General features: G+C 64.5%; 11 protein-coding genes. 2 read left to right on the top strand and 9 right to left on the bottom strand.

Annotated elements, in window-relative coordinates; all coding sequences use genetic code 11:
* Nucleotide 1: 1 nt before the first annotated feature.
* Both AC0L20_RS20255 and AC0L20_RS20250 read left to right on the top strand, forming a co-directional pair.
* On the top strand, nt 2-976 hold the full coding sequence (locus AC0L20_RS20255; RefSeq protein WP_027517121.1) for a sugar ABC transporter substrate-binding protein: 975 nt from the start codon (nt 2-4) through the stop codon (nt 974-976).
* Between the two features lie 80 nt (nt 977-1,056).
* A complete protein-coding gene (locus tag AC0L20_RS20250; protein ID WP_473291326.1) occupies nt 1,057-1,344 on the top strand; it encodes a YciI family protein in 288 nt (95 codons plus the stop codon).
* Between the two features lie 177 nt (nt 1,345-1,521).
* Here AC0L20_RS20250 and AC0L20_RS20245 read toward each other — a convergent pair whose 3' ends face one another.
* From AC0L20_RS20245 to AC0L20_RS20205, 9 genes are all read right to left on the bottom strand, one after another.
* Nucleotides 1,522-2,514, bottom strand: a complete 993-nt coding sequence (locus AC0L20_RS20245; RefSeq protein ID WP_473291323.1) for an ABC transporter ATP-binding protein — start codon at nt 2,512-2,514, stop codon at nt 1,522-1,524.
* Nucleotides 2,511-3,500: an ABC transporter ATP-binding protein gene (locus tag AC0L20_RS20240; protein WP_027517118.1), complete on the bottom strand. Its 990-nt coding sequence runs from the start codon at nt 3,498-3,500 to the stop codon at nt 2,511-2,513. Before AC0L20_RS20240 ends, AC0L20_RS20245 begins: the two co-directional genes overlap by 4 nt.
* Nucleotides 3,501-3,519: 19 nt before the next feature.
* Nucleotides 3,520-4,443 (bottom strand): ABC transporter permease, encoded by a 924-nt coding sequence (locus AC0L20_RS20235; protein WP_456765004.1) that lies wholly within the window; start codon nt 4,441-4,443, stop codon nt 3,520-3,522.
* Nucleotides 4,440-5,381 (bottom strand): ABC transporter permease, encoded by a 942-nt coding sequence (locus AC0L20_RS20230; protein ID WP_473291316.1) that lies wholly within the window; start codon nt 5,379-5,381, stop codon nt 4,440-4,442. The genes AC0L20_RS20235 and AC0L20_RS20230 overlap by 4 nt, the downstream gene beginning before the upstream one ends.
* A 17-nt stretch (nt 5,382-5,398) precedes the next feature.
* Entirely contained in the window at nt 5,399-7,000 is a 1,602-nt protein-coding gene (locus AC0L20_RS20225) for an ABC transporter substrate-binding protein (RefSeq protein WP_473291312.1), read from the bottom strand.
* A 141-nt stretch (nt 7,001-7,141) separates the two neighbouring features.
* On the bottom strand, nt 7,142-8,812 hold the full coding sequence (gene nikE, locus AC0L20_RS20220) for a nickel ABC transporter ATP-binding protein NikE (RefSeq protein ID WP_473291310.1): 1,671 nt from the start codon (nt 8,810-8,812) through the stop codon (nt 7,142-7,144).
* Entirely contained in the window at nt 8,809-9,657 is an 849-nt protein-coding gene (locus tag AC0L20_RS20215) for an ABC transporter permease (RefSeq protein ID WP_007608569.1), read from the bottom strand. The genes nikE and AC0L20_RS20215 overlap by 4 nt, the downstream gene beginning before the upstream one ends.
* Nucleotides 9,654-10,688: an ABC transporter permease gene (locus tag AC0L20_RS20210; protein WP_473291308.1), complete on the bottom strand. Its 1,035-nt coding sequence runs from the start codon at nt 10,686-10,688 to the stop codon at nt 9,654-9,656. The genes AC0L20_RS20215 and AC0L20_RS20210 overlap by 4 nt, the downstream gene beginning before the upstream one ends.
* Before the next feature lie 28 nt (nt 10,689-10,716).
* A complete protein-coding gene (locus tag AC0L20_RS20205; RefSeq protein WP_473291305.1) occupies nt 10,717-12,336 on the bottom strand; it encodes an ABC transporter substrate-binding protein in 1,620 nt (539 codons plus the stop codon).
* Nucleotides 12,337-12,375: the final 39 nt, after the last annotated feature.

Below are 12,375 nucleotides of genomic sequence, written 5' to 3'. Positions count from 1 at the left end.
CATGAAACAGACACTGGGATATTTGGCGCTGCCGCTGCTGATGGCGGCCGCGCTCACCACGCAAGCGCGCGCCGACGGCGAGACCATCGCCGTCTTCACCAAGAACCAGACCAACCCGTTCTTCCAGACGGTGCGGGTCGGCGCCGACAACATGGCCAAGACGCTGAACGCGAAGACGCTGCAGTACATCCCGACCAAGCCCGACAGCATTCCCGAGCAGCTCAGCCAGATCGAGGACGTCGTGGTGAAGAAGCCGAGCGCCATCGTCTTCACGCCGGTCGACTACAAGGCGATGGTGCCAGGCGTGGAGAAGATCAACGAGGCCAAGATCCCCGTCGTCAACATCACCGACCGCTCGGCCGGTGGCAAGTTCCTGTCCTTCGTCGGCGCCGACGATTACAGCCTCGGGCTCGAGACCGCGCGCTTCCTGCTCAAGACGCTGGGCGGCAAGGGCAACATCGTCATCATCGAGGGCGTCAAGGGCTCGCTGACCAATGTCGACCGCGTCCGCGGCTTCAACGACGCGCTGAAGGAAAATGCCGGTGCAAAACTGCTGGCCTCGCAGCCCGGCAATTACCAGCGGCTCCAGGCGCTCCAGGTAATGGAGAATCTGATGCAGTCGAACGCGCAGATCGACGGCGTGCTCGCCGCCAACGACGCCATGGCGGTCGGCGCGATCGAAGCGCTCGACGGCGCCAACCGCAAGGCGCAGGTGATCGGCATCAACGGCACCAAGGAAGCGATCGACGCGATCAAGTCCGGTAAGCTGCTCGCGAGCGGTGACTACAACGGATTTTTCCAGGGCTGCCTCGGCACCATGATGGCGATCCGCTCCTTGCGCAACCAGCCCGTCATCGCCGAGATCGTGCTGAAGCCGACCGTCATCACCAAGGACAATTACCAGCCGTTCGACGTGCCGCTGGAGCAACGGAGCTGCCCGACTTTCGAGGAAGCCAGCAAGCTCGGCGGCAAGTAACCAAGCGCAGTCATCACGACAAGCCCGGACGGCCGCAGCCGCGGCCGTCCCAAGAAAACGAGACATAAACGGAGACCATCATGCTGTTCGCCATTCACGCCCTCGACCGCGCCGGCGCGCTACCGACCCGGCTCTCCCATTACGACGCCCACAAGGCTTTCCTGAGCGACACCTCGCGCTTCGGCGTCGAGATCGTGATGTCGGGGCCGCTGGTCTCCGACGACGGCGCGACCATGATCGGCAGCCTGTTCCTGATCGAGGCACCGGGCCGTGGCGACGTCGAGGCCTTCAATCAAGCCGATCCGTTCGCGGCGGCCGATATCTGGGAAAAGGTCACGATCACGGGCTTCCTGCGCCGCCAAGGTTGAAGGCGGCTCAACAAAAAACGCGAAAACAACCCCATGCACAGTAGAACGCCGTTGTTTTTACACACGAATTTTCGTCGCAAACGTCTTTGACTCGTCGGGCAAAACAGGAGCAGAGTGTCATTCTGCCCAACAGCCGCCCCTGCGCCTCGATCCAGAGCTTTGCCGCCGGCTCAACGGCTAGCCGCTCGTCGCAGTCGCACCTTCCTCGAGATGACAGGCCACCCACTGCTCGGGTCCGGCCGCGCGCAATGTCGGCTCCTCGGTCCGGCAGCGATCGAACACGTATGGACAACGGGTGTGGAAGCGGCACCCGCTCGGCGGGTTGATCGGGCTCGGCACGTCTCCCTTGAGGATGATCGGATTGCGCTGCGCCCCCGGCTCGGGCAGCGGGACCGCCGAGAGCAATGCCTTGGTGTAAGGATGCTTTGGCGCGGCGAAGATCTCGTAGCGCGGCGCCACCTCGACGATCTTGCCGAGATACATCACCGCGACGCGATGGGTCATGTGCTCGACGATCGCGAGGTCGTGGCTGATGAACAGCAGCGCCAGGCCGAACTCGCGCTGCAGATCCTGCAGCAGATTGACGATCTGCGCCTTGACCGAGACGTCGAGCGCCGAGACCGCCTCGTCGCAGACGATCAGCTCGGGCTCGGCGGCGAGCGCCCGCGCGATGCCGATGCGCTGGCGCTGGCCGCCGGAGAATTCGTGCGGCCTGCGGTTCAACGCCTCGCGCGGCAGGCGCACGGTATCCATCAGCGCCGTCACGCGCGTCTCGAGATCGATCGCGGATTTGGCGAGGCCAAAATTGCGGATCGGCTCGGCCAGGATGTCGCGCACGCGCATGCGCGGATTGAGGCTCGAGAACGGATCCTGGAACACCACCTGAACGCGGCGGCGCATCTGGCGCATCGTGCTCGGATGGGCGTCGTCGATACGCTGGCCGTCGAGGATGACCTGCCCCGCCGTGATGTCGAACAGTCGCAGGATCGCGCGGCCGACCGTCGATTTGCCGCAGCCGGACTCGCCGACCAGCGAGAGCGTCTCGCCGCGCGCGATCTCGAACGACACGCCGTCCACCGCATAGACCCATTCGGACTTGCGGCTGAACAGGCCCTTTTTGACTGGGAAGTGCTTCTTGAGGTCGTTGACCTGGAGCAGCGGGGGACTCATGCCGCGACCGCTCCCTTGGCCGCATAGTGGCAGGCCGCGACGTGACGTGGCCCCTTCTCTTCGAGCCCCGGCGCGTACTGCCGGCAGAGATCGGTCGCGAGCGCGCAACGTCCGGCGAAGACGCAGCCGACGATGGGCTTGCGCAGATCAGGGACCTGCCCGGGGATTTCCGCCAGCCGTCTCGCGGTGCCGGTCAGCGACGAGCCGAGCCGCGGCACTGCACCGAGCAGGCCTTGCGTATAGGGATGACGCGGCGATCGGAACAGGTCCGCCACCGGCGCTTCCTCGACCTTGCGGCCGGCATACATGACCATGACGCGCTCGGCGATCTCGGCGACGACACCGAGATCGTGGGTGATCAGGATGATGGCCGCGCCAACCCGGTGCTTGAGATCCAGCATCAATTTCAGGATCTGCGCCTGGATCGTCACGTCGAGCGCCGTGGTCGGCTCGTCGGCGATGAGAAGCTTGGGATTGCAGGCGAGTGCAATGGCGATCATGACGCGCTGGCGCATGCCGCCGGAGAGCTGATGCGGATATTCCCGCACGCGGCGCTTCGGCTCGGGAATGCCGACCAGAATCAACATCTCGATCGCGTGCGCCTCCGCGGCCTGCTTGTCGAGGCCCTGGTGGATCATCAGCGTTTCACGGATTTGACGCCCGACGGTCAGGACCGGGTTGAGGCTGGTCATCGGCTCCTGAAAAATCATCGAGATGTCGTTGCCGCGGATCGCGCGCATCTCGCGATCCGACATTTGCAGCAGGTCCTTGCCCGCAAAGCGGATGCTGCCGGCGATCCTGCCCGGCGGTTCCGGAATCAGCCGCATCAGCGACATCGAAGTCACCGACTTGCCGCAGCCGGACTCGCCGACGATGGCGAGCGTCTCGCCCTCATTGACATGGAATGACACGCCTTCCACCGCGCGGTTGATGCCGCTGGGCGTACGGAAGTGGGTTTGGAGGTTTTCGACTTCGAGCAGTGCCATCGCGATCAGCCCCTCGCCATCAGAGGCTCTTGGCCATGCGCGGATCGAGCGCATCGCGAAGGCCGTCGCCGAGCAAATTCACGGCGAGCACGGTGACGGACAGGAAGGCCGCCGGAAAGAACACGATGTAGGGCTTGACCTGCCACAGCGCCCGCCCCTCGGCCATGATGTTGCCCCAGGACGGAATGGTCGGCGGCGTTCCCGCGCCGATGAAGGACAGGATCGCCTCCGTGATCATCGCACTGGCGCAAATGTAGGTCGCCTGGATCAGCATCGGCGCCAGCGTGTTGGGCAGGATGTGGCGCAGGATGATCATCGGCGTGCGGGTGCCGCAAGCCACCGCCGCATCCACGTAAGGCTGCTCGCGCAGCGACAGCACGACACTACGGACAAGACGGGAAACCCGCGGAATCTCGGCGACCGTAATCGCGAGAATGACGTTGCCGACGCTGCCGCGTGTCAGTGCCATCAGCGCGATCGCCAGCAGGATCGGCGGGATCGACATCAGGCCGTCCATGAAGCGCATCAAGATGCCGTCGGCCCAGCGGATGAAGCCGGAGACGATGCCGATGGCAAGGCCGACCGCGGACGCGCATATCGCAACTGACAGCCCGACCGTGAGCGAGACCCGCGCGCCGAACAGCACGCGCGAATAGATGTCGCGGCCGAGGACGTCGCTGCCAAACCAGTAAAGCGCCGACGGCGCGCGGGTGCGCTTGGCCGGCGCAAGTGCGGTCGGATCCACCGTTCCAAGATAAGGCGCAAAGATTGCGATCAGCACGAGGATCAGCAGCAACGTGCCGCCGATCGCAACGGTGGGATGCCCCCGCAGCAGGCCGATGAAGCCGCGCCGGATCACGACGGGCCGAAGAATCTCCGGCAGTTGCGGCGCGAGGACGAAGCCGGCCGGCAGCGCTTGCGGATTGACGGTCGTGTCGGTCAATAGCGGATCCTCGGGTCAACGATGGTATAGACGACGTCGATCATCAGATTGACGAGGACGTAGACGAAGCTGAACAGCAACACGATGCCCTGGATGACGGGATAATCGCGGCGCAGGATCGCGTCGATCGTGAGCCGGCCGAGGCCGGGAATCGCGAACACGCTCTCCGTGACGACCGCGCCGCCGATCAGCAGCGCGATGCCGATGCCGATCACCGTGACGATCGGCACCGCCGCGTTTTTCAGCGCGTGGACGAACAGGATGCCGCCCTGCCCGAGGCCCTTGGCGCGCGCGGTGCGGATATAATCCTGCTGCAACACTTCGAGCATGGTGGCGCGCGTGATACGTGCGATCAGTGCGATGTAGACACAGCCGAGTGCTATCGACGGCAGGATCAGGTTTTGCAGCCAGGGCCAGACGCCCTGGGCGAGCGGCGTATAGCCCTGCACGGGAAGCCATTCGAGCTCCAGCGCGAAGATATAGGCGAGGACATAGCCGACGACGAAGACCGGCAGGGAGAAGCCGAACACGGCAAAGGCCATGATGGCCCGGTCGATCAGGCTTCCCGCCTTCCAGGCCGCCAGCACGCCGAGCGGCACCGCGACCACGATCGTGAGCAGGAGGGTGACCATCATCAGCGACAGCGTCGGCCCGAGACGCTGCCCGATCATCGTCGAGACCGGCAGGTTGGTGAAGATCGAGGTGCCGAGATCGCCGTGCAGAATGCGCCAGACCCAGCTGCCGAACTGGATCAGGAAGGGTCGATCGAGGCCGAGGCTCTGACGGATGCGCTCCACATCCTCCGGACTTGCCTGATCGCCTGCGATCACCACGGCGGGATCACCCGGCGCGATGTAGAGCAGGCTGAACACGAACAGCGCGACGATCGCCATCACGGGCAAGGTCGAGGCGATACGCCGGAGGATGTAGGAGAGCATCTGGATTCAGCGCAGGGTCATGCGGATTTCGACACGCCCCAGAAGAACGGCAGCGGCCCCTTCGTGATGCCGGAGACGTTCTTGCGCCAGGCCGTGTAGCTGAGGAAGAACCCGGTCGGGGCGTAGACGACGTCCTCGAGCGCGACCTTGTTGAGGCGGGCGACCGCGGCCTTCTCCTCGTCGAGGTTCTTGGCTTCGAACCAGGACGTGACCTCCTTCTCGGTGCCGGGGCTGTTGGGCCAGCCGAACCAGGCCTTGTCGCCGTTGGCGCGAATGGCGGTGTAGGGCGCCGGATTGATGCAGTCCGAACCCGCATGCCAGGTGTGGAACATGTTCCAGCCGCCCTGCCCGGGCGGTGTCTTCTGTGCGCGGCGGGAGCCGACCGTGCCCCAATCGGTCGCGACGAAGTCGACATTCATGCCGAGCTTCTTCAAGAGATCGGCGGTCACATCGCCGAACGCCTTGGTGATCGGCTGGTCCTGCGCCACCAGGCACGTCACCGGCTGGCCGGAATATCCGCTCTCGGCGAGCAGCTTCTTGGCAGCGTCGAGATCGCGCTTGCCCTTCAGGACCTCGCCGCCCGCTTCGGTGTAGAGCGGCGTATCGGGCGTGAAGAAGCCGGGCAGCGACTTCCACAGCGAATGGTCGTCGCCGACGAGCGCACGCATATAGTCTTCCTGGCTCATCGCCATCAGCACTGCGCGCCGCGCCCGCACGTCGTTGAAGGGCGGATACAGGAAGTTCATGCGGAACGAGCCGACATTGCCGAGGGGATCGCCGATGTCGACGCTGATGTTCTTGTTCTTCTTCAGGATCGGGACAAGGTCCGCGATCGGGTTCTCCCACCAGTCGATCTCGCCGTTTTGCAACGCGGCCGCGGCGGTCGCCGGATCGGGTATCACGATCCATTCGACGCGGTCGAGCAGCATCTGCTTGCCGCCGGCGAGCCACGACGCTTTCTCCTGCCGCGGCACATAGTCGGCGAACTTCTCGAACACGGCTTTCGCGCCGGGGACCCATTCGCCCTTGGCGAACTTCATCGGCCCCGAGCCGACATAATCGCCGATCTGCTTGAACGGGTCGGTCTGCGCAATGCGCTCCGGCATGATGAAGGCGCAAGGCGAGTTGTTCTTGCCAAGCGCATAGAGCATCTTCGGGAACGGCTGCTTCAGCACCCATTTGAAGGTGCGGTCGTCGACAGCGGTGAGCTCCTGCTGTAGCGCCTTGAGCATCAGCCCCATCGGGTCGCGTGCCGCCCAGCGGGTGAGACTCGCAACGACGTCCTTGCTTAGCACCGGTTCGCCATCGTGGAATTTGAGGCCCGGCCGCAATTTGAACGTCCAGGTGGTGCCATCGTCGGTCACTTGCTCGGACTCGACCATCTGCCGCTGCGGCTGCAGCGCGGAATCGACGCCGTAGAGCGTATCCCAGACCAGCGCGGCGGCATTGCGCACGACATATTGCGTGCCCCAGATCGGGTCGAAATTGGCGAGGTTTGCCTGCGGCACGAAGCGCAGGGTGCGCGCGGAGGCGCCTTGTGCGATCGCCGGGGCCGAAAGGCCGCTCAATGCCAGACCGCCTGCGCCGGCCAATCCCTTCAATACGGTCCTGCGATCCATGAAATCCTCCCAATAGTGCCGTGATGCCGGCCATCGTTGGCCAAGAACAGGTGAAACCAGAGCTCATTGGCGTGCAAATGGTATGCCACTAGCCGCACCTTCGCCAGCGGGATATCCGCACCATTTGGACCGGTCGAGACCTCAAAGCGCAGCCGCCAGCACTGGCCCGGTGTCGATATGCGGGATCGCCTCGACCAGCTTGCGCGTGTAGTCGGTCTTGGGATTGTCGAACAGCGCCCGGCTCTCGCCCTGCTCCACGATGCCGCCATTGCGCAGCACGATGGTGCGGTCGCAGAGCATACGCACCACGTTGAGATCGTGGCTGACGAACAGCAGCGCGATGTCGTTCTCGCGCCGCAGGCGGTCGAGCAGTTGCAGCACCACCGCCTGCACGGAGACGTCGAGCGCAGCGGTCGGCTCGTCCAGCACCAGGAGCCGCGGCCGGCAGGCGATGGCGCGGGCGATGCCGACGCGCGCCTTCTGGCCGCCGGAGAGCTGATGCGGAAAGCGCGGCAACAGATCCAGCGGCAGCCCTACACGCTCCGCGCAGTCTTCCACCCGCTTGCGCAGCGCATCGCTCCCGCGCATGCCATCGAGCCGCATCAGGGGATGGGCGATGCAATCGAAGGCCGTGAAGCGCGGATTGAGGCTCTCGTTCGGGTCCTGGAACACCATCTGGATGTCTTTGCGGAACTGCGAGCGGTGAAAATCGCGCGACGCCACGTGGCCGATCGACTGCCCGTCGAACACGATCTCGCCCTCGCTCGGGTCGATCAGCCGGCAGATCATTCGCGACGTCGTGCTCTTGCCGGAGCCGGATTCGCCGACGAGGCCGACGCTCTCGCCGCCGGCCATCGTCATGGAGAAGTCCGCCACCGCCGCGGCGCCCTCGTCGAAGCGTTTTGCGAGCTTGCGCACTTCCAGCAGCGGCGGAGTCCCGTGAACGGGCTCCTGCCTGGGCCTGCTGACGACAGCCGCGTAGCCTTCCCGCTCCTCTTCCGTCACGAGGTCCGCGATCCCGGAGGTCGCGGTCGGCGACGCCGCCACCAGACGCCGAGTATAGGCATGCTGCGGCGCGCCGAACAGCGTCCTGGGGCTAGCCTCTTCGACGATACGGCCGCGCTCCATCACGGCGATGCGGCGGCAATATCGCGCCGCGAGGCCGAGATCGTGCGTGATCAGGATCGTCGCCATGCCGCGTGCGGCGGCAATCTCCGCCAGGAGGTCCATCACCACCTTCTGCGTGGTGACGTCGAGTCCGGTCGTCGGCTCATCGGCGATCAAGAGCGCTGGATTGCAGGAGATCGCGATCGCGATCATGACGCGCTGGCACATGCCGCCGGAAAGTTCGTGCGGATACGCGCTCATCCGCGTCTCGGGGTCTCGGATCTGGACAGCCCGCAACAGCTCCAGCGCCTCGGCGCGCGCAGCATCCTTCGATATCCGCTTGTGCGTGAGGATTGCGTCCGCAATCTGCAAGCCGATCGCGCGGATCGGATTGAGCGCCGCCCGTGGGTTCTGGAAGATCATCGACATCGCGGCGCCCTGGAGCTGCCGGAGATCGTCGCCCCTGAGTTTTGTGACATCCTGGCCGCGAAACAGGATTTTTCCGCTGGTGACGCGCCCGGCTGCATCGAGCAGGCGCGTCGTGGCAAAACCGGTCACCGACTTGCCCGATCCGCTTTCGCCGACGAGGCCGAGCATCTCGCCGGCTTCGACCGTGAGCGTCACGCCGCGCACGGCCTCCACCATCCCGCGTCGCGTCGAGAAAGCGACGTGGAGATCGTCGATCCTGAGCAAGTCCCCGCTCATGTGCGCATGCGGGGATCGAGAATGTCCCGCATCCCGTCGCCGAGGAGATTGAAGCACAGCACGGCCATCATCAACGCGAGGCCCGGAAAGGCCACCAGCCACCACCGCCCGGTCGAGATGAAGCGGGCACCCTCCGCGACCATGATGCCCCACTCCGGCGTCGGCGGCTTGACGCCCAGGCCGATGAAGGACAGGCCGGCCGCGTTGAGAATGGCCCAGCCGAGGTTGAGCGAGATCTGCACCGCCATCGCCGGCAAGATGTTCGGCAGCAGGAAGCGCAACACGACCGAGAAATGACTCTCGCCGCAGGAACGCGCCGCCTCCACCCAACCGACATTGCGGCGGACGTTGACCTCGGCCCGCGCGAAGCGGATGTAGAACGGCAGATTGATGATCGCGGTCGCGATCACGATGTTCTCGATCCGGTTGCCGAGCGCCGCAACCATCGCCATCGCCAGCACGAACAGCGGAAAGGCCATCATGACGTCGACGAAGCGGCCGACCGAGCGGTCGAGCCTGCCGCCGGCATAGCCGCAGAAAGAGCCGACGACGGCGCCGATCACGAAGGAGATGCCGACCGCAGAGACCGCGATGGCGAGGTCGAGCCGTGCCGCAACGACGAGGCGGCTGAACACGTCGCGCCCGAGCTGGTCGGTGCCGGCGAGGTGTGCCGCGCTCGGCGGCTGCAGGGCTTCCGAGACATTGGAGACGACGGGATCATAGGGCACCAGCCACGGTCCGAAGATCGCGACCAGGACAAACAGCAGGACACCTGCCGCGGCGACACCGGTCAGCGGATTGCCGCGCAAAATCCAGACCGAATGGCGGAGGGTTGCGCTGGTCATCCGATCGACACCCTGGGATCGGCGATGCCGTAGCAGATGTCGACCACGAGATTGACCAGCACGAAGATGCCAGCCATCAGCAGCACAAAGCCCTGCACCGGCGCATAGTCGGACGACAGCAGCGCATCGAGCGCGTAGGAGGCCACGCCCGGCCAGGAGAACACCTTCTCCACCAGGACGTTCGCGCCAAGCATGGTCGAGAACACGATGCCGGCAATGGTGATGACGGGAAGGATCGCATTGCGCAGCGCATAGGTGACGACGACCTTCTGCCAGGACAATCCGACCGAGCGCGCGGTGCGCACGAAATCGCTGCCGAGCGAGACCAGCATCGACGCACGCGTGATCCGCGCCAGCGGCGCGATGACGAACAGGGCCATGCTCACCGCCGGCAGGATCAATTGCTTGCAGGCCGCCCACCAGCCCTCGATGTCTCCCGCGAGCAGGAAATCGATCGACAGGAATCCGGTGCGCTGCGGCGGCAGCGAGGTGAAGACGTCGATCCGCCCGGTCGGATCAGGCGCAAGACCGAGCAGATAGTAGAACACATAGATCAGCAGCAGGCCCGATACGAAGGTCGGCACGCAGACGCCGAGCGCACAGAACAGCCGCACGCCGTGATCGACCAGCGATCCTGGTTTCAAGGCTGCGACCACGCCGAGTGGCACCGCCGCGATCAGCGCGATCAGGAGCGCCGTGAAGGTCAACTCCAGCGAGGCCGGCAGCCGTTCGCGGAGGTCCTTCAGGACCGGCTGTCCCGTCATCATGGAGCGGCCGAGATTGCCGCGGCCGATATCGGACAGATAGAACACGAGCTGCTCCGGCACCGACTTGTCGAGCCCCATCTGCTTGCGGATCTGCTCGATCTCCTCCTTGCCGGCATTGGGCCCCGAGGCGAAGAACACCGCGGGATCTCCGGGAAGGACCCGCATCAGCAGAAAGGTGAAGACCAGCACGCCGAACAACGCCGGCAGCGACGACATAAGCCGCCTCCCCGCCCGCGTCACGGTCGCACCAAGTCCGGTCATCACCTTTCAGAGCTCCTCCAATTTGCGGATGTCATTTGCGGCTGACGTCGCGATAGTCGACCTGACGATGGAACTCGTAGGTATAGCCCTCGATCGACGACGCCATCACGGCGTCCTGGTTCGGCTGCCACAGCGGGATCTGCGGCATCTCGCTGAAATGGATCGCATTGAGCTTGCGGCCATCGTCCTCGTACTTGGCCTTGTCGGGCTCGAAGCGCGCTTCCTGCGCGATCGTCGCCAACTCCGGATTGTTGATCGAGCTGTAATTCCAGCGCTGATTGCCGGTGTAGAAGTTGCGGTAGAAGTAATCGGTCGAGGGCAGCCAGGCAACGATGCCCTCCGTGAACAAGGGCAGCTTCTTCTCGTTGATCTGCGTCGACATCTGCGCGTCCGGCAGCTTCTGGATGTCGACCTTGATCCCGATCTTGGCAAGCGATTCCTTCACGAGAGCCGCCATCGGCTCCGCGGTCGAGGCCTGGCCGACGTTGAAGCTGAAGGTGGTCGAAAAACCCTCCGGGAGTCCTGCGGCCTTCAAATATTCCCTCGCCTTGTCGAGATCGGTCTTCACCGGCGCCTGGAACGGATAGATGCCGTTCAGCGGCTTGCCATCCGGCCAAGTCGCACCGAACAGCGGGGCTCCGCGGCCGAACAGGGCAGCCTTGAACATGTCCTCATAGGGCAGCGCGAAGGCGACGGCACGGCGCACGTTGACGTTGTCGAAGGGCGGGATCTGGTTGTTCATCGAGACGAAGGTGATCGAATTGTATTGCGGCGTCGAGATCACCTTGAGCTTGCCTTTGGCCTCGAGCGACTGCACGTCGCTGGCCTGGAGATCGACGACGAGATCGGCGTCGCCGCGCTCGACCAGATTGGCGCGGGTCGCGGGCTCCGGTACGGACTGCACAATCACGCGCTTGAAAAACGCCGGCTTGTCGGGCGAGCCGCGGTTCCAGTCCTCGTTGCGCTTGATGATCACCTGCTCGCCCGGCTTGAAGCTCTCGATGACATAGGCACCGCTGCCGGCGGTGTGCTCCTTCAGCCAGGCGGTGGCCCAAGGATCTTCCGGGGTCGCGTGCTCCTTGGCGACCTTCGAGTTGATGATCAGCGGATAGACCGTGGCGAGATTGGGCAGCGCGAGCTTGTCGGGCTTCGGCAGCGTCACTTCGATCGTGAGGGGATCGATCACCTTGAACTGGTCAGCCGACGTCAGCGATCCCGTCAGCAATTGCGCCTTGCCGAGGATGGGCGCGGTGACGCAGCGATCGAGCGACCATTTGACGTCCTCGGCAGTCACGGGCGAGCCGTCCTGGAACTTGGCATCCTTGCGCAGACGGAACGTCAGCTTCAGTCCGTCCGGGCTGACGTCGTAGGATTCGGCGAGTTCGCCGGTGATCTTGTCGAGATCGAACACCCATTTGCCGTTGAGCTGCTTGCGGCCGAACGCGACAAGGCGATCATAGGTACTCATGCTCAGCGCGAAGGATTCGCGCGTCGAGCCCGGGATGTTGGGATCGAGCGTGTTGACGGACGCGCCGGTGACATAGCGCAACGTCTCGGCCCTGGTCTGCGCTTGCGAGGGCGCGGTGGCAATGAGCAACAACGCGGTGGTGGCGAGCACGGAGGATGCCGACCTGAAAGACACAAAACGCATTTGTTTTCCCCAAAATTCTCGACAGGAACGCCAGCAGGA

The organism is Bradyrhizobium sp. Kon58 (assembly GCF_055807455.1).
The sequence above is the reverse complement of the archived record's forward strand: the minus strand, read 5'-3'. Positions and strand labels throughout refer to the sequence as shown.

What these genes read in the sequence shown, in the direction of transcription:
- AC0L20_RS20225 (WP_473291312.1), bottom strand. Translation starts at nt 7,000, where the DNA reads ATGGATCGCAGGACCGTATTGAAGGGATTGGCCGGCGCAGGCGGTCTG.
- AC0L20_RS20215 (WP_007608569.1), bottom strand. Translation starts at nt 9,657, where the DNA reads ATGACCAGCGCAACCCTCCGCCATTCGGTCTGGATTTTGCGCGGCAAT.
- nikE (WP_473291310.1), bottom strand. Translation starts at nt 8,812, where the DNA reads ATGAGCGGGGACTTGCTCAGGATCGACGATCTCCACGTCGCTTTCTCG.
- AC0L20_RS20250 (WP_473291326.1), top strand. Translation starts at nt 1,057, where the DNA reads ATGCTGTTCGCCATTCACGCCCTCGACCGCGCCGGCGCGCTACCGACC.
- AC0L20_RS20205 (WP_473291305.1), bottom strand. Translation starts at nt 12,336, where the DNA reads ATGCGTTTTGTGTCTTTCAGGTCGGCATCCTCCGTGCTCGCCACCACC.
- AC0L20_RS20255 (WP_027517121.1), top strand. Translation starts at nt 2, where the DNA reads ATGAAACAGACACTGGGATATTTGGCGCTGCCGCTGCTGATGGCGGCC.
- AC0L20_RS20240 (WP_027517118.1), bottom strand. Translation starts at nt 3,500, where the DNA reads ATGGCACTGCTCGAAGTCGAAAACCTCCAAACCCACTTCCGTACGCCC.
- AC0L20_RS20245 (WP_473291323.1), bottom strand. Translation starts at nt 2,514, where the DNA reads ATGAGTCCCCCGCTGCTCCAGGTCAACGACCTCAAGAAGCACTTCCCA.
- AC0L20_RS20230 (WP_473291316.1), bottom strand. Translation starts at nt 5,381, where the DNA reads ATGCTCTCCTACATCCTCCGGCGTATCGCCTCGACCTTGCCCGTGATG.